Below are 20,204 nucleotides of genomic sequence, written 5' to 3'. Positions count from 1 at the left end.
TCACCCCTTGAGGGTGCAGGCCGGGTCGGCCTGCGGGGCGGTCTGCGGGCCCGGCGCGCTCGCCACGATCTTGAACGCGAGTCCGTTGCCGTCCTTGACGACCTGTCCCAGGTAGGAGGGCCGCACCAGCTGGTGGTCGGCCGCGCGCATCGTCACCGGGCCGGCGATGCTGTCGAAGGTGAGGTCGCCCAGCGCCTCGCGCACCTTGACCGGGTCGGCGCTGCCGGCCTTGCGGATGCCCGCGAACAGCGTTTCGGCGGCGAGGTAGGCGTCGGCCTCGACGTAGTAGGGCAAACTGCCGAACTTGGCCTGGAAGCCCTGCACGAACTGCTGGTTGAGCGGGTTGGGGTCGCCCACGTCGTAGCCGACGTTGTTGTAGAACCCGGTGATCTTGTCGCCGAGCGCGGGGAACAGCGGCTCGGAGACCATGTTGAAGCCGAGCACGGTGCGGAACTTGGCAGGCAGGTTGAACTGCGCGGCCTGGTTGACGAACGCGACGCCGTCGGCGCCGTACTCGACGGCGAACAGCGCGTCGGCGTCGCTGGCCTGCAGTTTGGTGATGTAGGACCCGAACTCGGTGGTGTTGAGCGGGGCGAACTGCTCCAGCACGACCTGCTTGCCCGCGGCCTGGGCGGCGTCCCGGAAGATCTCGGCCGCGGTGTGCCCGGTCGAGTAGTCGACGGCCTGCACGGCCCAGCGGTCACCGGGCAGGTTCTTCAGCGTCGCGGCCAGGGCGTTGACGTCCATCCGGTTGGTCTGCACGACGCGGAAGGCGTTGGCCGCGCAGTCCTTGCCGGTGAGGGCGTCGTCCTTGCCGAGGCTGTTGAACGACAACGCGTGGAGGCCTTCGAGCTGCTGGTTGAGCGCCCCGTTCTCGGTGGAGGTCATGACCCCGCCGATGAACTGGGCTCCCCGCTGCGTCACCGCCTCTCGGGCGGCCCGCAGCGTCGTGGCGGACGTGGCGTCGGTGTCCATCCGGATCAGCTCGACCTGGCGGCCGTCGATGCCGCCCTGGGCGTTGACGGTGTCGACGGCGTACTGCCAGCCCTTCGCGGCGTCGGATCCGAACTGGGCGAGCGCGCCGGACGAGGGCGGGATGATGGCGACCTTGATGGTGCCGGCGGCGTCCCCCGCCTCACTGCTGCCGGGGGTGCCGCAGGCGGCGACGAGCGCCCCGGCCAGCAGAGCGGTGAGCACTGGAACGACTTTGTTCCTCACGATGACCTCGACAAGTCCGTTGGGGAGCCGGAGGACTCCAGGGGTGGGGAGTATCAGATGGTCCCCCGAATTTTGGTCTTATCATTGGAACAAAAGCGTCTCCACAAAGGGGCAAAACGCTCTCCCGGGCGGGGGATCATCTCCCCCGATCGGGAGAGGCCCGTTGCTAGGCGAAATTCGCCGGCCGCTTCTCGAGGAACGCGGTGATCCCTTCACGAGCCTCGCCCGACTCGAATAGCTCCTGTTCCTGCTCCACCTCGAACCGGAAACCCTGGTCCAGCGGCAGGTCGAACGCGGCGTCCACGGTCCGGATCACCGCCTGCTGCGCGGGCAGCGACAGACGGGCCAGCTCCCGCGCCAGCTCCAGCGCGGCCTTCTCCGCCGTCCCCGCGGGCACGAGGCGGTCGATCAGCCCGATCGCGTGCGCCTCTTCCGCGGGCACCTGACGCGCCGTCAGCATGATGTCCAGCGCCCGGCCGCGCCCGACGAGCCGCGGTAGCCGCTGAGTCCCGCCGGCGCCCGGGATGAGGCCGAGTTTGACCTCGGGCAGACCGAACTTCGCCGACGCCGACCCCACCCGCAGCGTGCAGGCCATCGCCAGCTCCAGACCGCCACCCAGCGCCAGCCCGTCCACCGCGGCGATGGTGATCCGGTCGGCCGACGCGAGCCGGTCCAGCACGCCGCGCAACCGGTCGCCGTACTCGGTGAACGACTTCGCGTCGATCGCCGACATGTGCTTGATGTCGGCGCCCGCCGCGAAGAACCCGGGGATCTCGGAAGCCACCACGACGACCTTGGCGCCCTCCGCGGCATCCAGCGCCGTGTTGAGACCGTCGATGATGGGCAGCCCCAGCGCGTTCGCCGGGCCGCGCCGTAGCGTGAACACCTCGATACCGTCACCAGCGGCGCGCCGGACGACCGCGTTGTCGCTCATGGAAAAACCCTTTCGTGGTCAGGGACGCCGCGGGAACCGGCCGAAGTCGGGCCGCCGCTTGTCCTTGTAGGCCTCACGGCCTTCCTTGGCCTCGTCGGAGGCGTAGAACAGCAGGTTGGCGTCGTGCGCGAGTTGCTGGATGCCGGCCAGCCCGTCCTCGGCGGCGTGGAAGCTCGCCTTGAGCATCCGCAGCGCGAACGGCGACAGCTCGAGCATCTCCCGGCACCACTTGACGGTTTCGGGCTCCAGATCGGCCAGTGGCACGACGGTGTTGACCAAACCCATCTCCAGCGCCTGCCGCGCGTCGTACTGGCGGCACAGGAACCAGATCTCCTTGGCCTTGCGGGCGCCCACCAGGTTCGCCAGGAGCCCGGCGCCGAACCCGCCATCGAACGAGCCGACGCGCGGACCGGTCTGCCCGAACCGCGCGTTGTCCGCCGCGATCGCCAGGTCGCAAACCAGCTGGAGCACCTGTCCCCCGCCGACCGCGTAGCCCGCGACCATCGCGACCACCGGTTTCGGCAGCCGCCGGATCTGCACGTGCAGGTCGGTGACGTGGAACCGGCCGGGCTTGCCCGGTTCGGACAGGTACCCGGTGTCGCCGCGCACCCGCTGGTCGCCGCCGGAACAGAACGCGAGATCCCCCTGCCCGGTCAAAATGATGACCCCGATGGTGGTGTCCTCGCGGGCGACCTCGAGGGCATCGGAGACCTCGACCAGCGTCTGCGGGCGGAAGGCGTTGCGCACCTCCGGACGGCAGATGGTGATCTTGGCGATGCCGTCCCCGCTGTAATCCAGCCGGATGTCGGTGTAGTCACCGACCTGCTTCCACTCGACGCTCACGCCATCGTCAATCCGCCGCTGACCGACAGGGTCTGCCCGGTGATGTACTCGGCGGCGTCGGAGGCGAAGAACGCGACCGCGGCCGCGACATCGCTGGGCTTGGCCAGCCGCTTCATCGGGACACCGCGAACCATCCCGGCGAGCACCTTGTCCGCGTCCTGGCCGGAGTTGTCGGCGAACTTGCGCAGTGCCGGGGTGTCGGTCGGCCCGGGGCACACGGTGTTGGCGGTGACGCCCTTGGTGGCGACCTCGCGGGCCAGGGTCTTGGTGAACGCGATGATGCCGCCCTTGGCGCCGGAGTACACCGCCTCCAGGGACGAGCCGACGCGGCCGGCGTCGGATCCGATGTTGATCACCCGCCCGAAGCCGCGCTCGATCATGCCCGGCAGGACGGCCTGGATGACGCGCAGCGCGCCCTTGAAGTTGATGTCCAGGATGCGGTTCCAGAAGTCCTCGTCGGTGTCGACGAACTTCATGAAGTCGTCCCAGCCGGCGTTGTTCACGACGATCTCGACCGGACCGAGCTCCGCGGTCACGGTCTTGACCGCGGCCTGCACCGACGCGGTGTCGGTGATGTCGGTCTGCACCGCCAGCGCGGTGCCGCCCGCGTCGGTGATGGTCTGCGCGGCGGCCTGCGCGGCCTCGAGGTTGAGGTCGGCGATCGCGACCCGGTACTTCTGCTCGCCCAGGGTCAGGGCGATGCCCTGCCCGATGCCCTGCGCACCGCCGGTGACGAGCGCGACGCGGTTGCTCATGTGCTTCCTCTCAGTTCCAGTTGACGGGGCCGGCGACGATGGAATGGCTGGTGAGCTTGCGACCCAGGACGTCCTGGGCGGCACGCGCGGCGTCGATGAGCCCGGGCAGGGACAGCCCGGTCTCGACGCCCATTTCGTGGAACATGCTGACCAGGTCCTCGGTCGCGATGTTGCCGGTCGATCCGGGTGGGACCGGGCAACCGCCCAGCTCGCCGAAGCTGGACTCGAAGCTCGCGCACCCCACCTCCAGGGCCGCGAAGGCGTTGGCCAGCCCCTGGCCCCGGGTGTTGTGGAAGTGCGCGGTGACCTCGACGCCGGGCAGCCGCTCCAGCGCGGCGGTGAAGAACTCCGTGACATAGGCCGGGTTCGCCATGCCGGTGGTGTCGCCGAAGCCGATCTCAGTGGCGCCCGCCTCGGCGAAGCGTTCGGCGAGGCCGAGCACCCGGTCCAGTTCGACCTTGCCCTCGTAGGGGCAGCCGAACGACGTCGCGACGACCGCCGCGCAGGTCAGCCCCTCGCTCCGGATGCGGGCGGCCATCTTGTCGTTGTCGGCCATCGTCTCGGCGACGGTGCGGTTGACGTTCTTCTTGTTGTGCGTCTCCGAGGCGGACACGAAGATCGCGGCCTCGTGGAACTTCTCCCGCACCTCGAGGGCGTTGTCCAGGCCCCTGCTGTTCGGGATCAGCACCATCAGCCGCACGTCGTCCGGCACGTCGATCCGGTTCAGCACCTCGACGCCGTCGGAGAGCTGCGGGATCACGTCGGGCCGCACGAAGCTCGCGACCTCGATCCGCTTGAGTCCCGCGCGGGCCAGCGCGTTGATCAGCCGCACCTTCTGCTCGGTGGGGATGTGCTCGGGCTCGTTCTGGAAACCGTCGCGCGGGCCGACCTCACGGATGTGCACGCTGCTCGGTCGCCGGGTGGTCATGTGCAGGCTCCTCTCGACAGGGCTTCCCGGTGCTCGGGCGCGGCGATCGCGATCAGGCGCCTGGCCCGTTCGGCGAGGTCGCACCCGCGCAGGTGCGCGGCGCCGTACTCCGTCACCACGACGTCCACATCGGACCGTGACGTGGTGACGGCGCCGCCGTGCAGCGCCGGGACGATGGTGGAGTGCGTCCCGGAGCGGGCCCGCACCGTGATGATCGACCGGGTTCCGGTGAGCGACGCGGCCCGCGTGAAGTCGGCCTGACCGCCCACCGCTCCGATGTAGACGCCGCGGCGGATCTCGGCACCGACCTGTCCGGTGAGGTCGACCTCGATCGCTGAGTTGACCGACACCAGCGACCGCAGGCGGGACAGCGTTTCCGGGGCGTGGGTGTAGCTGGCCGGCCGGAAGTGCACCGGCAGGTCGGGCAGCCGGTCGTACAGCTCGGCGGTGCCCAGTGCGGCGCCGGTGACGATGATCCCCGGGTCGATCTCCTTGCGCGCGCCGGTCAGAACGCCCTTCTCGACCAGGCGAAGCACGCCGTCGGAGATCATGCCGGAGTGGAAGCCGAGGTCTTTGTGCCCGGCCAGGCAGTCCAGCACCGCCGAGGGCAGCGAGCCGACGCCCATCTGCAGCGTGTCGCCGTCCTCGATCAGCTCCGCCACGTGCCGGGCGATCGCCGACTCGACGTCGTCGGGCGCCTTGGCCGGCGCCTCGGCCAGCGGCCGGTCGGTTTCCACGGTCGCGGCGAAGCGGGACAACGGGATCCGCGCGGTGCCCGTGGTGGCGGGCATGCGGTGGTTGACCTCGGCCAGCAGGACCGGGGTGTGCTCGACGGCGTCGGCGGCGTAGTCGGCGCCGACACCGAGCGAGCACATCCCGTCGGAGTCCGGCGGGGAGACCTGGACGAATCCGACGTCGGAGGGCAGCACCCGCTCGGCGAACATCCGCGGCAAGGCCGAGTAGTGGCACGGGACGACGGTGAGCCGGCCCGCTCGGCTGGTCCGGCGCAGCTCCCCGAGTGCTCCGTAGGAGATCAGCGACAGCTGCTCGGGCAGCTCCCGGGTGAGCCGGTGGTCCCAGGTCAGGCCGCAGAACGCGCGGTGCGGCCCCAGCTCGCCGATCTGGTCGAGCAGGGCGTGCACCAGGGGGGTCGGCTCGGCGCTGGCCTGGCCCCACCAGATCCCGGCGCCGGGCGGCACGTGACGGGCGAGCTCGATCATCCGTCGAGCCGCTGGATCAGGGTGGCGGTGCCCAGGCCCCCACCGCAGCACATGGTGACCAGGCCCAGCTCGGCGTCCCGGCGCTCCAGCTCGGCGAGGATCGTGGCCATCAGCCGCGAGCCGGTCGCGCCGACCGGATGTCCGAGGGCGATCGCGCCGCCGTTGACGTTGACGCGGTCCATGTCCGGCTTCAGCTCGCGCTCCCAGGCCAGGACCACCGAGCTGAACGCCTCGTTGGCCTCGAACAGGTCGATGTCGCCGACCGTGAGCCCGTTGCGCTCCAGCAGTTTCCGGGTCGCCGGGATGGGACCGGTCAGCATGATGATCGGGTCCACCCCGACCGTGGTCTGGTCGAGGATCCGCGCCCGCGCCCGCAGACCGTGCTCGGCCGCGGCGTCGCGGGAGGCCAGCAGGACCGCGGCCGCGCCGTCGGAGATGGGCGACGAACTGCCCGCGGTGATGCGGCCGTTCTCCTTGCGGAAAGCCGGCTTGAGCGCCGACAGCTTCTCCAGGTCGGTGCCGGGGCGAACACTCTGGTCACCACGGAGGCCGTCGAAGGACACCAGCTCCGCATCGAAGTGCCCGGCTTCCCACGCGGCACTCGCCAGTGCATGGGAGCGGACCGCGAACTCGTCCATCTCGGTACGGCTGATGTCCCAGCGGTCGGCGATCAGCTCGGCGCTCTCCCCCTGGTGCACGAAGGAATACCGGTCACGCAGCTCGGCCGGCCACGGATCACCGTAGAGTTCGGAGATCTTCACCGGCGAGTCGATCGGCACGTGTCCCATGTGCTCGACGCCGCCGGCGATCACCACGTCGTGCGTGCCGGTCCCGACCAGCCCGGCGGCCATCTCGACCGCGGTCTGCGCCGAGCCGCACCGGCGGTCCAGGGTCACCGCCGGCACCTCGGGCGGATACCCGGCCTGCAGCCACGCGTTGCGGCCGATGTTGCGGGACTGCTCGCCGAACGGAGCGGTGCAGCCGATCACCAGGTCCTCCACCGCAGCAGGGGCGACGCCCGTGCGAGACAGGAGTTCGGTGTAGCACGCGGCGAGCAGCGCGTTCGGGTGCGTGTCGCGGTACCAGCCGCGCTCGGGGTGCGACTTGCCGATCGGGGTGCGCACCGCCTCGGCGATCACGACTTCACGTCCGTGCCGCATCACATCACCGTCCCGCCGTCGACCGGCAGCACCTGGCCGGTGATGTACCCCGCCGCGGGCGAGGCCAGGAAGACGAAGCTGCCGGCGATTTCGTCGGGCGTGGCCCACCGGCCGAGCGGGATGCGTGCGAGCGTCTTGGCGGCCAGCTTCTCGTTGCTGCGGATGTTCTCCGTCATCGCCGTGGCGGCCAGCGGCGCGAGCGCGTTGACGGTGACCTGCTGCCGGGCCAGCTCCCGGGCCAGCGACTTGGTGAGACCGATGATCCCGGCCTTGGCGGCGCCGTAGTTGGCCTGGCCGATCGTTCCGTCGATACCCGCGGCGGAGGTGACGTTGATGATCCGGCCGCTGCCGTCTGCGGGCAGGTAGGGCAACGCCGCCTGGCTGCACACGAAGCTGCCCACGAGGTGGATGTCGACGATCCGGCGGAACGCTTCCTCGGTCAGCTTCGGGAACATGGCCGGCGCGATCGCGCCCGCGTTGTTGACCAGGATGTGCAGCGTCCCGCCCGTGAGCGCCGCCGCCTGCTGCGCCGCCTCGGCCGCGGCGGCCGCGTCGCGCACGTCGAGCGCGCGGTACTCGGCCGCGTCGCCGATGCTCTCCGCGGTCACCTTGGCGGCCTGCTCGTCGATGTCGGTGACCAGCACCCGCGCACCGGCCGCGGCGAACGCCCGGGCGACGGCGGCGCCGATGCCACCACCCGCGCCGGTGACGAGGGCGGATCGGTCGTCGAGTCGGAACATCAGTAGCTCCTCGGCAGTCCGAGCACGTGCGAGCCGAGGTAGTTCAGGACCATCTCCTGGCTCAGCGGTGCGATCTTGAGCAGGCGGGCCTCGCGGAAGTACCGCGAGACGTGGTACTCCTCCGAGTACCCCATGCCGCCGTGGGTCTGCAGTGCGCGATCCGCGGCCTGGAAACCGGCGTCGGCGCACAGGTACTTCGCCGTGTTCGCCTCACGCCCGCAGGGTTTGCCGTTGTCGTAGAGCCAGGTCGCCTTGCGCAGGGCCAGTTCCGCGGCGTCGAGCCGGGCCAGCGAGTCCGCGAGCGGGAACTGCAGGCCCTGGTTCATGCCGATCGGGCGGCCGAACACCTCGCGCTCGTTGCCGTATCGGACGGCGGCCCGCAGCGCCGCCCGGCCGAGGCCGAGCGCCTCCGCGGCCACCAGCATCCGCTCGGGGTTGAGACCGTCGAGGATGTAGCGGAAGCCCTCGCCCTCCTCACCGACGCGGTCCTCCACCGGGATCCGCAGGTCGTCGATGAACAGCTCGTTCGAGGTGACCGCGTTGCGGCCCATCTTCCGGATCGGGCGGATGTCCACCTTCGACCGGTCGAGGTCGGTGAGGAACAGCGTCAGCCCGTCGGTCTTCTTCTTGACGTCCTCGAACTTCGTCGTCCGCGTCAGCAGCAGGATCTTCTCCGACTCCACCGCCTTGGAGATCCACACCTTGCGGCCGTTGACCACGTACTCGTCGCCCTCGCGGCGGGCGAAGGTGGTGATGCGGGTGGTGTCCAGGCCGGCGCCCGGTTCGGTGACACCGAAGCAGACGTGCAGGTCGCCGTTGACGATCCGGGGCAGCGTGCGCCGCTTGAGCTCCTCGGAGCCGTGCACGATCACCGGGTGCATCCCGAAGATCGACAGGTGCATCGAGCTGGCCGCGTTCATCCCGCCGCCGGACGCCGACACCTCCTCCAGCAGCAGAGCGGCTTCGGTGATGCCGTAGCCGTGCCCGCCGTACTCCTCCGGCGTGGTGATGCCGAGCCATCCACCCTGGGCGAAGGCGTTGTAGAACTCGGTGGGGAACTCCTTCGCCGCGTCCTTCTCCAGCCAGTACTGGTCGTCGAATTTCGCAGCCAGTTCGGCCACCGCCTGGCGAATGGTCGCCTGGTCCTCGGTCAGTGCAAAGTCCACCGCGCTCTCCCACCCGACATTGGATTTGGCCCAACTATAACAAAGGACTGACCAAAACTATAGGGCTTCCCGTCACGCGGCCGGGACCAGCGGAAGCGCCGCCGCCAAGCGCTCGTTCCACGCCGAAGGCGACCCCGCCAGGCGCTCGTTGAGCTTGGCGCGCTTGTAGAACAGCTGCAGGTCGTGCTCCCACGTGTATCCGATGGCGCCGTGCAAGGTCAGCGCACTGTCCGCGACGCCGGCCGCCGACGCGCACACCTGAGCCTTCGCCGCCGCCGCGTGCAGCGCGAAGTCCTCATGCTCTTGCTCGACCGACGCGGCGGCGTAGTAGACCAGCGAGCGTGCGGATTCGACGGCGACCAGCATCGTCGCCGCCGCGTGCTTGACCGCCTGGAACGACCCGATCGGCACGCCGAACTGCTCGCGCTGCTTGCTGTACCCGACCGCGAGGTCCAGCATCCGCTCGGCCGCGCCGAGGCTGTCGGCCGCGACCAGCACCGCCGACCGCAACGCGGCCCGCGCCAGTTCCCGTCCGGCGTCCGCGGCGAGTTCCGCCCCCCGGACACCGTCGAGCGAGACGTCGGCGACCGAGCGGCTGCGGTCCAGCAGGGACCGCCGGGTCAGACTCGTCTCCGCGGCGTCGACGAGGTAGAGCCGGCCACCCGCCGGCACCACGAACTTCGCCGCCCGGTCCGCACCGAGGACCAGCGGCACCGTCCCGGTCAGGAGACCGTCGGCCACGTCGACCGCCACGGGGAAATCGGCCGGTTTGTCCGCAGTCACCGCGAGAACGGCGAATTCCCCGCCGGTCAGGCACGCCTCCGCCACTTCGGCCGGCAGCATCGGAACGGCCGGCACGGATGCCAGCCACGCCGAGGACGGGGCAGCCGAGCGGCCGAGCTGTTCCGCGGCCAGCGCGAGCTCGAGCAGCCCCCCGCCCTGACCGCCCGCCGATTCCGGGGTTCCGACGGAGAACCAGCCCTCCTCGACGAACCGCCGCTCGAAGACTCCGGCGTCACCGGCGTCGAGCCAGCCACGCACCGCCTCCGCCGGCGCGAACCGGTCGAGCCAGCCCCGGAAGGAGTCCCGGAACAACTCCTGGTCTTCGGTCAACGTCCAACGCATGCTCGTGCCTTTCGCCGTTGATGTCGCGAGTGCTGGTTCAATACGTCGCGAACCTGAGAACGATGGTAAGTTAGGTCAGACCTTTAGGCCAAAGTGTGGGGAGATTGACATGGCGGGCACACGCCCTGGGGCGACCAACGCCACCCGCTCCGCGGTGCGCCTGAGCCCGATGGAGGTGCCCAAGGCGTCCGACGTGCTGGCCGACGACCTGCGGGAACGCATCCTCGAGGGCGAGTTCGAAGAAGGCACCGCGCTGCCGACCGAACGCGAGTTGGTCTCCCAGACCCGGATGAGCCGCACCACGGTGCGCGAGGCCCTGCGCATCCTCGAGGTCCAGGGCCTGGTCCGGATCAAGGCCGGCCGCGGCGGCGGCGCGTTCGTGCAGCGCCCGGGTCGGGACTCGATCACCAGCTCGGTGAACCTGCTCATCCGCGGTCAGAAGGTGCGGCTGGCCGCGCTGCTGGAGACCCGCGAGGCGATCGAGCCCTACTGCGCCAAGCTGGCCGCACGGCACCGCACCGAGGCCGACCTGGCTCGCCTCGACGCCGCCAACAAGGCCATCGCCGACGAGGACGGCAGCCTCGCCGACTTCCTGCAGGCCAACGTCGACTGGCACGTCGGGGTCGCCACCGCCAGCCACAACGAACTGCTGACGGGCCTGATGACCGCACTGTCCACGGCGATCTACGCAGCCACCGAGAACGAGGCGTTCGTCAACGACGAGGTGCGGCGCACCACGGTCAAGGCGCACAAGTCGATCACCGCGGCCATCCGGGCCCAGGACCCAGATGCCGCGGTGCGCCGCATGAGTCGGCACGTCCACTCCTACGCCGAGGCCGTTCTCGAGGTCGAGGAACGTACCGAGATCCCGGTCCCCGGCGAAGGCTGAGCCGTCCGGCTCACGGACGGACGAGCGCACGGATCTCCGCGACCGCCTCGGGGTTCTCGGCGCCGGAGAGGTCCCCGGGGTCGCTGCCCAGCACGGCCGCGCGCACGGCGCGCCGGAGGATCTTGGCAGACCGGGTCTTGGGCAGCTGGGCCACCCGGTGCACCACCGCGGGCGCGAACGGCTTGCCGAGCTCCTCGGCCACCATTTCGCGCAGCGCCGCCGACACGTCCTCGCCGGCGCCCGGGCGGGGCACCCAGAACGCCCACACGGCCTCGCCCTTCTTCGCGTCCGGCACGCCCACCGCGGCCGCCTCGGCGACGGCCGGGTGCGTGGCCATCACCGCCTCGACCTCGGCCGGCGCGAGCCGTTTGCCCGCGATGTTCATGACGTCGTCGGAGCGCCCGCGGATGAACCACTGGCCGTCGTCGTCGACCAGGGCGTAGTCGCCGTGCCGCCACATCCCGGGAAAGGTCGACCAGTACGCCTCCAGGTAGCGCTCGTCGTCCTTCCACACGCCACGGGTCATCGCGGGCCACGGCTGCCGGCACACCAGCTCCCCGACCTCGCCGCGGACCGGCCGCCCGGCGTCGTCGACCACGTCGACGTCCATGCCCAGCGACGGCCCGCCGAGCGAACAGCTGCGGATCGGCTCGACCGGGTACGGCGCCAGGAACGATCCGCCGACCTCGGTGCCGCCGGAGAAGTTGATGATCGGCACGCGGCCGCCGAACACGTCGCGGGCCAGCCACTCGTAGGAGTCCGGGTCCCACGGCTCCCCTGTCGAGCCGAGCACGTGCACCGAAGACAGGTTGAACCCGCTCAGATCGGTGTCCTCGTTCGTGCGCAACGTCCGGATGAGGGTCGGCGACACCCCGAGCATGCTGACGCGGTGGCGTTCGGCGAGCCGCCACAACCGGTCCAGACCGGGGATGTCCGGCGAGCCTTCGTAGAGCAGCAGGGTCCCGCCGTTGGCGTGCGTGCCGAAGATCGACAGCGGGCCCATGATCCAGCCCATGTCGGTGACCCAGCAGAAGACGCCACCCGGCTTGAGGTCGAACGAGTATGCGACCTCGCTGGCCGTCTTCACCAGGAACCCGGCGTGGGTGTGCACCGCACCTTTGGGCTTGCCGGTGGTGCCCGAGGTGTAGGCGAGCAGCAGGGTGTCGGTGGCGGGCATCGCCTCGACCGGGCCGGGATCACCGGCCGGCAGCCGCGACCAGAGCACATCCCGCGACGTTGCGGTCTTCGGTTCCTCGTCGAGGTTGCCGACCAGGACCACGTGGCGCACGGCCGGGCAGGATTCCAGTGCCTCGTCGAGCAGCGGTTTCATGGCCACCTCGCGGCGTCGGCGGACGGTGCCGTCGGCCACGACGACGGCCTTGGCGTCGGCGTCCTGCAGGCGGGAGGCGATAGCGGTCGGCGCGAACCCGGAGAACAGCGGCACCAGCACCGCGCCGAGCCGGGCGATCGCGTAGCAGGCGACGACGGCCTCTGGGACCATCGGCAGGAACAGCCCGACCGCGTCACCGCGGCCGATGCCCAGCGCGCGCAGCCCGGCGGCCACGCGCTCGACCTCACTGGCCAGCTCGGCGAAAGTGAGCGTGCGGACGCTGCCGTCCTCGGCCTCGTGCACCACGGCCGGGCGCTCCGGCGACGCGTCGGCCCACCGGGTCAGGCACGCGTCGACGATGTTCAGCTCGCCGCCGGGGAACCACTCCGGCCACTCGATGCCCCGCGAGAGGTCCGCGACGCGCGCGTACGGTGTGCGGAACGGCAGGCCGAGGTCGCGCACGACCGCGTCCCAGTACCACTCGATGTCGGCGACCGACCGCGCCCGCAGCTGCGCCAGCGAGCCGATGCCGTGGGCACGGGCGAGCCGGGTGACATTGGCGTGCTCGACGTAGTCGTCGGTGGGGACCCAGGTGTAGACCACGGTGTCAGCTCCTCGGCATGCCGAGCATCCGCTCGGCCACGATGTTGCGCTGGATGAAGGTGGAACCGCCGGCGATGGCGGTACCGCGCGCCTGGTAGGTGAGCCGCAGCCACCTGGCGGCCTCGGCTAGCTCGTCGTCGAGCCCGAACTGGCCGCCCAGCGGCTCCAGCGACAGCCGGAAGTCGGCCAGGTCCTCCACCAGCGGACAGAAGTACAGCTTGCCGATCGAGGTGACCGGTCCGGGCGGACCACCCTCGGCGGCGAGGGTCACCACACGCTGCCCGATGAGGCGGTGGGTCAGGGCCCGGCCGTAGAGGTCGGCCACCTTCTGCCGGATCACCGGATTCGCGCCGAGCGGGCGGCCGTCCTCGCCGGTGCGCCCGGCGATGTCGCTGATGATGTCGGCGACCGCGCGCTGGGTGTTGACCCGGCCGGTCGCGATCGCGACGCGCTCGTAGCCCAGCGTGCCCATCGCGACCCGCCAGCCGCCGTCGACCTCCCCCACGACCAGGTCGTCGGGGATGAACACGCCGTCCAGGAAAACCTCGTTGAACTCGGCCTCACCGAGCATGTGCTTCAGCGGCCGCACCGTGACGCCCGGGCTGTCCATCGGCAGCAGGAAGAACGTGATGCCCTTGTGCCGCGGACCGCCGCCGGTACGGGCCAGCAGGATCGCGTGCGCCGCGAGCTGGGCCCGGCTGGTCCAGATCTTCTGGCCGTCGATGCGCCAGCCACCGTCCACCTTGGTCGCCCGCGTGCGCAGCGACGCCAGGTCGGACCCGGCTTCCGGCTCGGAGAACAGCTGGCACCAGATCTCCTCGCCGGCGAGGATCGGGCGCAGGAACCGCTCCTTCTGCGCCTCGGTGCCGAATTCGGCGATCGTGGGCCCGGCGAAGTCTTCGCCGATGATGTTGAGCCGTTCGGGGGCGCCGGCCCGGTCCGTCTCTTCGATGAACACGGCGCGCAGCTTCTCGTCCACACCCCGTCCGCCGTACTCCTTCGGCCAGGACAGCCCCGCGTAGCCGGCCTCGAACAGCATCTGCTGCCACTGCCGCCAGAACGGCAGCTTGTCCTCCAGGCCGGGCGGCTCGGGCCACGGCAGCTTCGGCAGCGCGGCGGCCAGCCATTCCCTGATCTCCGCGCGGAACTGCTCCTCCTCGGGGGAGTCCGTGAGGTCCATGTGCCAACCCTTCACGTCGTTTCGGACCAATGATACTATAGGTCGGACCAAACAGGGAGGTTCGGTGGACATCCTGGACGAAGTGGCCTTCGACGTCGAGCGCGGGAAAATCCGGGAGTTCGCCCGGGCGACCCGCACTGAGGACCCCGTGCACACCAGCACCGAAGCCGCACGCGCCGCCGGGTTCCCGGACGTGCCCGCCACCGCCACCCACGTCGTCGTCGCCGGGCACCACCGGGACCAGCAGGGATTCGTCGCGAACCTGGGGCTGGCCTTCGACCGCGTCGTGGTGGGCTCGGTGAAGTGGACCTACTTCCGGCCGTTGTGCGCCGGCGACTCGCTGCACGGCGTGCGGCGGGTGGCCGATGACGTGCGCAAGCACGGGAAGCGGTTCGTGACCCTGGAGACCGACTACTCAGACGCCGACGGCGAGTGCGTTGTGCGGGTCCGGGAAGTCCTGATCGAGCGAGGAGAACGATGAGAGCACCCGTCGCCGTCGCGCCCGACCAGTCGCTGCCGGAGCGGGAGGTCGGCCCCGTCACCCAGACCGACATCGTGCGTTTCGCCGGTGCCGGCGGGGATTTCAACCCGCTGCACCACGATCCGGAGTTCGCCCGGGCGGCCGGGTTCCCGGGCGTGCTGGCGATGGGCCAGATGCACGCGGGCATGCTCGCCGCCTGGCTCACCGATTGGTGCGGGGTGGAGCATCTGCGCGAGTACGAGGTCCGCTTCGTGGCGCCGGTCTTCCTGGGCGCCGTCCTGCGCTTCTCCGGCGAGGTGGCCGGGGTGCGGGACGGCGTCGCGGAGCTGACCCTGCGGGCAATCCGCGGCGAGGACGAGGTCCTGCGTGCCACGGCACGGGTCGCCGTCACCTGAGGCTCACGAGAAGCGCTGCCGGAGCCGGTACTTGAGGATCTTCCCGCCGACCGTCTCCGGCATCTCGTCGACGAAGAGGACCCGCTTCGGGCACTCGTACCCGGCCAGTCGTTCCCGCGCGAACGCGATCAGAGCGGCCTCGTCCACTGCCGCACCGGCGACGGTGGTGACCACCGCGGTCACCACCTCGCCCCATTTCTCGTCCGGCACCCCGATCACCGCGACGCGGGCCACGTCCGGGTGCTCGGCCAGAACAGACTCCACCCGCAGGCTCGACACGTTCTCGCCGCCGGACTTCACGATGTCCTTGAACCGGTCGACCATGATCTGCTGACCGTCCTCGTCGAACGCGCAGCTGTCGCCCGAGTGGAACCAGCCGCCGCGGAACGCCTCGGCTGTGCCCCGCTCGTCGCGGTAGTAGCCGGCGGTGATGACCGGTGAGCGGTACACCGCCTCCCCGGCGACACCGGGCTTGCCGCGAAGGCTCCGCCCGCTTTCGTCCACGATGTCGGCCGCGAGCAACGGGTTGGGGGTGCCGACGTAGTTGACACCGGTCATCGCCAGATCCCGTTTGTCCGGAAAGCGGTCCGGCCAGAACCGGTAGCACGACATCGACTCCGTCTGCCCGAACACCTCCAGCAGCTGCACGTCGCCGCCGCAGGCCTCACGCATCCGCTCGAACAGGTCCGGCTTCATCGCGCCCCACGAGAACATCGCGACCGTGAGGCTGCGCAGGTCCACCTCGCCGGGCCGCGCGGCCGCCTCGTCGACGAGCTTCTGCAGCCACAGCGGGGAGCCCGCCCAGATCGCGGTGGCGCGCTCTTCGGTGATCGCGTCGGCGAGTGCCACCGGGTCCGGCCTGCGGCCGAGCACGACGCTCCCACCGGTGAAGAACGCCGGGAACACCGCCGAGTTGTGGCCGCAGTGGTACACGATCGGCAGGAACGTGCACAGCCGCAATTCGTCCTCGTACCGCAGCCCGCGGGTGAGCGACAGCGCATAGCTGGAAGCGGTGAGGTAGGAGTAGGTGTGCGTGGCCATCGACGCCTTCGGCATCGCGGTCGTGCCCGAGGTGAACACGAGGCTCCACACGTCGTCCGCGTGGACCGGGCCGTCGACCTCCGAGCACGGCTGGTCGCGGATCCAATCGTGGAACGACGAAGAGCCACCGTCACCGCCGATCGGGATGACCACCGGCTCGGGCAGGCCGGCCCGGGCGAGGACCGGAGCGGCCCGTCCGGCGAACTCGGCGTCCACGACAGCGAAGGACACCTCCGCGTGATCGAGCACCCAGGCCAGCACGTCCGGGGCGAGCATGGGGTTGACCGGCACCGCGACCAGCCCGGCCTTGGCGATGCCGAACATCAGGACGAGCGCCTCGACCGAGTTGTCGCAGTAGAGGAGCACGCGTGCACTGCGCCGCAACCCCTGGGCGCGCAGAGCGTGGGCCACCCGGTTCGCGGCTTCGTCGGCCTGACGGTAGGTCAGCCGGGAGAACCGCTCGCCGCCGGACGCGCCGGGCCGCCCGGTGATCGCGATCTGGTCGGGGCGGCTCCAGGTGAGGCGTTCCAGCACGTCCCCGACCGCCATGCGGTTCCAGCGGCGGTCCGCCCGGCGGTCGTGCAGGCTGGTGACGTCGCAGTCCATCACCGGCCTCGCGCCGTGGTCTCGGCGTCCTCCACCTTGGCCGCGATGTCGGCGCGCAGCCGGTGCTTCTGGATCTTGCCGGTAGCCGTCATCGGCAGCTCGGGCACGACTTCCAAGCGCTCCGGCATCTTCTGGATCGCCAGCCCCTTCCCGAGCAGGAACTCCTTGATCTGCTCCAGGGTCACGTCCTCGTGGCCGGAGCGGGGCACGAGGTAGAGGCAGATCCGCTCGCCCAGACGCCGGTCCGGCATGCCGACCACCGCGCACGCGGCCACCGCGGGGTGCCCGGTCAGCAGGTCCTCGACCTGGCGGACGCTGATGTTCATGCCACCGCGGATCACGATGTCCTTGAGCCTGCCGGTGACCCGGACGTACCCGTCGGCGTCCATGACCCCGAGGTCGCCCGACCGCGAATACCCGTCGGGCGTGAACAGCGCGGCCGTCTCGGTGGGGTTGCCGATGTACTCCAGCATGTGCATCGGCCCGCGGTAGGCGATGTCGCCCTCCTGCCCGCGCGGCACCTCCTCCCCCAGCGCGTCGACGATCTTGACCGAACTGCCGGGCAGCACGCGCCCATCGGAGGTGAGCGAGCGCGCCGGGTCGTCCTCGACCGTGCACATGGTCGTGGTGACGTTCTCGGTGCGCCCGTAGAGGCTGAGGATCCGGCAGCCTGGGAGCAGTTCCCGCGCCTGCTCGACGAAGGCGGCCGGGATCGGCGCGCCGGCGGCGACCCACAACCGCATGCTGCTCGCGTCGTGCCGGCCGGGATCATAGACGTCCATGAGCATCTGCAGGAACGTGGTCGCCGTGACGGCCACGGTGCAACCGAACTCGCGGATCTGTTCCAGGCCGGCTTTCGGTTCCCACACCTCCATCAGGTGCGAGGCCGCGCCGTGCATCAGGGGCAGCAGGATGCTCGTGACGAGACCGGTGGTGTGGGTGACCGGGGACGGTCCGAACTGCACGTCGGCGTCGCTGTAGCCGAAGCCCTGAGCCAGCAACCGCGAGCCGCACGCCATGGTGTTGAACGTGTGCAGGCAGCCCTTGGGCCGCGAGGTCGTGCCCGAGCTGTAGACGATCACGAAGTGGTCGTCGGGCCCGGCGCCGGGCCCGATCTCGCTAACGGCCGCCCCGGGTTCGACGTCGGCGGTCAGTTCCGTGAGCGACGTCGCGCCGTCGGCCTCGCCCCGGACCACGACGACGGTCTCCAGGTCGGGCACGTCCTGCCGGATCTGCTGGTACATGGCCACGTAGTCGAACTTCTTGAAGGTGTGGCAGGTGATCGCCATCCGGACGCCGGCATTGCGCACGATGTAGCCGACCTCGTCGAGCCGGTAGATCGGCATGATCGGCACCATGATGGCGCCGATCCGGGACAGCGCCACGGCGATCTGCCCGAACTCGACCCAGTTGGGGATCTGCACGCACACCCGGTCGCCACGCGACACGCCCGCCCGGCGCAGGCCGGCGGCCAGCCGCAGGGCACCGTCGCGCAGCTCACGGAAGGTCAGCGAGGCGGTGCCGTCGGTCAGGAACACCTTGTCCGGACGGATCTCCACCTGCTGCTCGAGCAGATCGAAAAGGCTCTCCCTGCGCCAGCGGCCGGTGGCGTAGAACTGCTCGATCTCCTCGGCCGAGTAGCGATCCGTGACCCGCGCGAACGTCATGAGCGATCTTCCTTGATCTGGGAGATGGACTGAGTCCGAACCTTGTGCGTCGGTCCAACGTTAATATTGTTGGACCAAAAAATCAACGGTCCGGATTCCCGCGAAGGAACGCGACGGCGTCAGCGGCGGCGCCACTCCGGAGCGCGCTTTTCCTGGAACGCGCGGACTCCCTCGCGCAGGTCCTCGGTGGTGAACGCCAGCGCGAGCTGCGCCTGCAGGTGGTCCAGCGCCTCGGGCAGACTCAGATCGCGAGTGGCGTCGATGGCGTCCTTGCCCAGTTTCATCAGCAGGGGCGACTTCGCGGCCACCCGGTGGGCCCATTCCCGGACCGTGGCGTCGAACTCCTCGTCGGGGACGACCCGGTTGACGATGCCGAGGTCCCGCGCCTGCGCCGCAGTGATCTTCTCGCCCAGCATCATCAGCTCGTTGGCCTTCATCCGGTCGACATTGCGGTAGATCAGCGCCGAGATCATGAACGGGAACGCGCCCACGTTGATCTCCGGGCACCCGAAGTGCGCCGATTCCTTGGCCAGCACCAGATCGCACGCGAGCGCGAGGCCGAACGCACCGGCGAGCACGTCGCCGCCGGCCGCGCAGATCACCGGCTTGCCCAGCGCCCCGATCAGTTTGAACAGGCGGGGGAAGCGGTCCAGCCCGGCGTACTTGACGATGGGCGGCCGATCGTCGGCGAACGCCTTGAGGTTGCCGCCCGAGGAGAACACCCGCTCATGTGACGAGCCGAGCACGACCACCCGGACCGCCTCGTCGCCCCGCGCCCTTTCCAGTGCCGCCAGCAACTCGTCGAGCAGCTCGTCACTGAGCGCGTTGCGGGTGCCGGGATCGTCGAGCGTCACGAACGCCGCGCCGGCCTCGTCGACCTCGTAACGGACGAACTTTTCACTCATGGAGCAGGACCACCTTTCCGAAGCCGCCGCCCTGTTCCAGGTAGCGGTGTGCGGCCGCCGCCTCGGCCAGGGGATAAGTCCGATCGATCACCGGCGGCGCGATCGAGTGCTCGCCGAGCAGCCGCAGCAGCCCAGCGAAGTCCCGCGGGCTGCCCATCGTGGTGCCCAGCAGGCTGTACTGTCCGAAGTAGAACTTCCGCACGTCGATCGGCGCGTGCTCGGCCGCGGACGCTCCGAGCACGACCAGCCGGCCGCCGGGACGCAACGCCGACAGCGCCTGGGGCCAGGTGCCCACCGAGTCGAGCACCACGTCGAAGCCCCGGCCACCGGGCGAGAGCTTCTTCGCGGCGTGCTCCCAGCCGATCTCGGTGTAGAGCACACCGTCGAGCGCACCGAGCGCCTGGGCCTGCTCGATCTTCGCCCGCGAGGACGACGTGACCACCACCGAGGCGCCCACCCCGGACGCCAGCGTCACGGCGGTGGTGGCGACTCCACCACCGGCGCCCAGCACCAGCAGCGACTCACCCGCTCGCAGGTGCGCCCGGCTGAACAGGGCCCGGAAGGTGGTCAGCCCGACCAGCGGCAGCGCGGCGGCTTCGGCCCAGCTGTACCCGGCCGGGCGGTGTGCGAGGCATTCGACGGGCACCCGCACCAGTTCGGCGTAGGTGCCGGGCCGGTGGTCGCCGAGGATCTCCCACCCCGGCGCCGGCGCCGACTCGTCCTCACCCCACCACAGGGACGGGACGATCACCACCTCGTCGCCGGTGTCGGTGCGGATGCCCGCCCCGTCGGCGCCGGGCACGTGCGGCAGGGGCGAGCCGTACTGCCCGCGCCGCACCAGCACGTCGTGCCAGTTCAACGCGGCGGCCTTGAGCCGCACCGTCACCCAGCCCGGCTCGTCGACCGGGTCGGGCACCTCACCGACCGCCAGCGCCTCGGCCGCACCGAACTCCCGCATGACGACTGCCCGCACCGGCCACCTCCGTTGGCTCAACTATTGGACCATAATTCGGACGGC

The 20,204-nt window shown here is 70.4% G+C and carries 19 protein-coding genes; 3 read left to right on the top strand and 16 right to left on the bottom strand.

What is annotated here, in order from left to right; translation table 11 throughout:
• The 10 genes from ABZ215_RS06245 to ABZ215_RS06200 form a co-directional block, all read right to left on the bottom strand.
• Positions 1-1,197 carry an ABC transporter substrate-binding protein gene (locus ABZ215_RS06245; protein WP_354948150.1) on the bottom strand — a complete coding sequence of 399 codons (1,197 nt, stop codon included), beginning with the start codon at positions 1,195-1,197 and terminating at the stop codon, positions 1-3.
• Positions 1,198-1,384: 187 nt separating this feature from the next.
• Positions 1,385-2,152, bottom strand: a complete 768-nt coding sequence (locus ABZ215_RS06240; protein ID WP_354948148.1) for an enoyl-CoA hydratase-related protein — start codon at positions 2,150-2,152, stop codon at positions 1,385-1,387.
• 18 nt (positions 2,153-2,170) lie between these two features.
• The gene (gene menB, locus ABZ215_RS06235) at positions 2,171-2,995 is read right to left on the bottom strand and encodes a 1,4-dihydroxy-2-naphthoyl-CoA synthase (protein ID WP_354948146.1); all 825 of its coding nucleotides are present in this window, start codon (positions 2,993-2,995) and stop codon (positions 2,171-2,173) included.
• Positions 2,992-3,750, bottom strand: coding sequence for an SDR family oxidoreductase (locus ABZ215_RS06230; RefSeq protein ID WP_354948144.1), 759 nt, complete (start codon positions 3,748-3,750; stop codon positions 2,992-2,994). Before ABZ215_RS06230 ends, menB begins: the two co-directional genes overlap by 4 nt.
• A 10-nt stretch (positions 3,751-3,760) precedes the next feature.
• A complete protein-coding gene (locus ABZ215_RS06225; RefSeq protein ID WP_354948142.1) occupies positions 3,761-4,678 on the bottom strand; it encodes a hydroxymethylglutaryl-CoA lyase in 918 nt (305 codons plus the stop codon).
• Positions 4,675-5,898 carry an acetyl-CoA hydrolase/transferase C-terminal domain-containing protein gene (locus tag ABZ215_RS06220; protein ID WP_354948140.1) on the bottom strand — a complete coding sequence of 408 codons (1,224 nt, stop codon included), beginning with the start codon at positions 5,896-5,898 and terminating at the stop codon, positions 4,675-4,677. The genes ABZ215_RS06225 and ABZ215_RS06220 overlap by 4 nt, the downstream gene beginning before the upstream one ends.
• On the bottom strand, positions 5,895-7,058 hold the full coding sequence (locus tag ABZ215_RS06215; RefSeq protein WP_354948138.1) for a thiolase family protein: 1,164 nt from the start codon (positions 7,056-7,058) through the stop codon (positions 5,895-5,897). Before ABZ215_RS06215 ends, ABZ215_RS06220 begins: the two co-directional genes overlap by 4 nt.
• Entirely contained in the window at positions 7,058-7,798 is a 741-nt protein-coding gene (locus ABZ215_RS06210; RefSeq protein ID WP_354948136.1) for an SDR family NAD(P)-dependent oxidoreductase, read from the bottom strand. The genes ABZ215_RS06215 and ABZ215_RS06210 overlap by 1 nt, the downstream gene beginning before the upstream one ends.
• Positions 7,798-8,964 carry an acyl-CoA dehydrogenase family protein gene (locus tag ABZ215_RS06205; protein ID WP_354948134.1) on the bottom strand — a complete coding sequence of 389 codons (1,167 nt, stop codon included), beginning with the start codon at positions 8,962-8,964 and terminating at the stop codon, positions 7,798-7,800. Before ABZ215_RS06205 ends, ABZ215_RS06210 begins: the two co-directional genes overlap by 1 nt.
• A gap of 72 nt (positions 8,965-9,036) precedes the next feature.
• The gene (locus ABZ215_RS06200) at positions 9,037-10,089 is read right to left on the bottom strand and encodes an acyl-CoA dehydrogenase family protein (protein ID WP_354948132.1); all 1,053 of its coding nucleotides are present in this window, start codon (positions 10,087-10,089) and stop codon (positions 9,037-9,039) included.
• A 109-nt stretch (positions 10,090-10,198) separates the two neighbouring features.
• On the opposite strand from ABZ215_RS06200, the gene ABZ215_RS06195 reads away from it, so the two are divergent.
• Positions 10,199-10,978 (top strand): FadR/GntR family transcriptional regulator, encoded by a 780-nt coding sequence (locus ABZ215_RS06195; protein WP_354948130.1) that lies wholly within the window; start codon positions 10,199-10,201, stop codon positions 10,976-10,978.
• Between the two features lie 10 nt (positions 10,979-10,988).
• Here the strand turns inward: ABZ215_RS06195 and ABZ215_RS06190 are convergent, their stop codons facing one another.
• Positions 10,989-12,911 (bottom strand): AMP-binding protein, encoded by a 1,923-nt coding sequence (locus ABZ215_RS06190; RefSeq protein ID WP_354948128.1) that lies wholly within the window; start codon positions 12,909-12,911, stop codon positions 10,989-10,991.
• 4 nt (positions 12,912-12,915) lie between these two features.
• A complete protein-coding gene (locus ABZ215_RS06185; RefSeq protein WP_354948126.1) occupies positions 12,916-14,091 on the bottom strand; it encodes an acyl-CoA dehydrogenase family protein in 1,176 nt (391 codons plus the stop codon).
• A gap of 64 nt (positions 14,092-14,155) precedes the next feature.
• On the opposite strand from ABZ215_RS06185, the gene ABZ215_RS06180 reads away from it, so the two are divergent.
• The gene (locus tag ABZ215_RS06180; protein ID WP_354948124.1) at positions 14,156-14,572 is read left to right on the top strand and encodes a MaoC family dehydratase N-terminal domain-containing protein; all 417 of its coding nucleotides are present in this window, start codon (positions 14,156-14,158) and stop codon (positions 14,570-14,572) included.
• Positions 14,569-14,967, top strand: coding sequence for a MaoC/PaaZ C-terminal domain-containing protein (locus tag ABZ215_RS06175; protein WP_354948122.1), 399 nt, complete (start codon positions 14,569-14,571; stop codon positions 14,965-14,967). Before ABZ215_RS06180 ends, ABZ215_RS06175 begins: the two co-directional genes overlap by 4 nt.
• A gap of 3 nt (positions 14,968-14,970) precedes the next feature.
• Here the strand turns inward: ABZ215_RS06175 and ABZ215_RS06170 are convergent, their stop codons facing one another.
• The 4 genes from ABZ215_RS06170 to ABZ215_RS06155 all read right to left on the bottom strand — a co-directional run bounded on the left by ABZ215_RS06170 (position 14,971) and on the right by ABZ215_RS06155 (position 20,159).
• Complete coding sequence (locus tag ABZ215_RS06170) at positions 14,971-16,614, bottom strand: class I adenylate-forming enzyme family protein (protein ID WP_354948120.1); 1,644 nt, start codon at positions 16,612-16,614, stop codon at positions 14,971-14,973.
• Positions 16,614-18,281, bottom strand: a complete 1,668-nt coding sequence (locus tag ABZ215_RS06165) for an AMP-binding protein (RefSeq protein ID WP_354948118.1) — start codon at positions 18,279-18,281, stop codon at positions 16,614-16,616. Before ABZ215_RS06165 ends, ABZ215_RS06170 begins: the two co-directional genes overlap by 1 nt.
• A gap of 119 nt (positions 18,282-18,400) precedes the next feature.
• On the bottom strand, positions 18,401-19,186 hold the full coding sequence (locus tag ABZ215_RS06160; protein WP_354948116.1) for an enoyl-CoA hydratase-related protein: 786 nt from the start codon (positions 19,184-19,186) through the stop codon (positions 18,401-18,403).
• Positions 19,179-20,159 (bottom strand): zinc-binding dehydrogenase, encoded by a 981-nt coding sequence (locus ABZ215_RS06155; protein ID WP_354948114.1) that lies wholly within the window; start codon positions 20,157-20,159, stop codon positions 19,179-19,181. Before ABZ215_RS06155 ends, ABZ215_RS06160 begins: the two co-directional genes overlap by 8 nt.
• Between the last annotated feature and the right edge of the window lie 45 nt (positions 20,160-20,204).

This window comes from Amycolatopsis sp. NPDC006131, from assembly GCF_040614175.1.
GTDB classification, from domain to species: Bacteria; Actinomycetota; Actinomycetes; order Mycobacteriales; family Pseudonocardiaceae; genus Amycolatopsis_E; species Amycolatopsis_E tucumanensis.
Note: the sequence above shows the minus strand (reverse complement) of the source record. Positions and strands in the feature narration are given on the sequence as shown.

Coding starts and splice junctions, on each gene's coding strand:
- ABZ215_RS06240 (WP_354948148.1), bottom strand. CDS start 2,152: ATGAGCGACAACGCGGTCGTCCGGCGCGCCGCTGGTGACGGTATCGAG.
- ABZ215_RS06230 (WP_354948144.1), bottom strand. CDS start 3,750: ATGAGCAACCGCGTCGCGCTCGTCACCGGCGGTGCGCAGGGCATCGGG.
- ABZ215_RS06225 (WP_354948142.1), bottom strand. CDS start 4,678: ATGACCACCCGGCGACCGAGCAGCGTGCACATCCGTGAGGTCGGCCCG.
- ABZ215_RS06220 (WP_354948140.1), bottom strand. CDS start 5,898: ATGATCGAGCTCGCCCGTCACGTGCCGCCCGGCGCCGGGATCTGGTGG.
- ABZ215_RS06215 (WP_354948138.1), bottom strand. CDS start 7,058: ATGCGGCACGGACGTGAAGTCGTGATCGCCGAGGCGGTGCGCACCCCG.
- ABZ215_RS06210 (WP_354948136.1), bottom strand. CDS start 7,798: ATGTTCCGACTCGACGACCGATCCGCCCTCGTCACCGGCGCGGGTGGT.
- ABZ215_RS06200 (WP_354948132.1), bottom strand. CDS start 10,089: ATGCGTTGGACGTTGACCGAAGACCAGGAGTTGTTCCGGGACTCCTTC.
- ABZ215_RS06195 (WP_354948130.1), top strand. CDS start 10,199: ATGGCGGGCACACGCCCTGGGGCGACCAACGCCACCCGCTCCGCGGTG.
- ABZ215_RS06185 (WP_354948126.1), bottom strand. CDS start 14,091: ATGGACCTCACGGACTCCCCCGAGGAGGAGCAGTTCCGCGCGGAGATC.
- ABZ215_RS06175 (WP_354948122.1), top strand. CDS start 14,569: ATGAGAGCACCCGTCGCCGTCGCGCCCGACCAGTCGCTGCCGGAGCGG.
- ABZ215_RS06170 (WP_354948120.1), bottom strand. CDS start 16,614: ATGGACTGCGACGTCACCAGCCTGCACGACCGCCGGGCGGACCGCCGC.
- ABZ215_RS06165 (WP_354948118.1), bottom strand. CDS start 18,281: ATGACGTTCGCGCGGGTCACGGATCGCTACTCGGCCGAGGAGATCGAG.
- ABZ215_RS06160 (WP_354948116.1), bottom strand. CDS start 19,186: ATGAGTGAAAAGTTCGTCCGTTACGAGGTCGACGAGGCCGGCGCGGCG.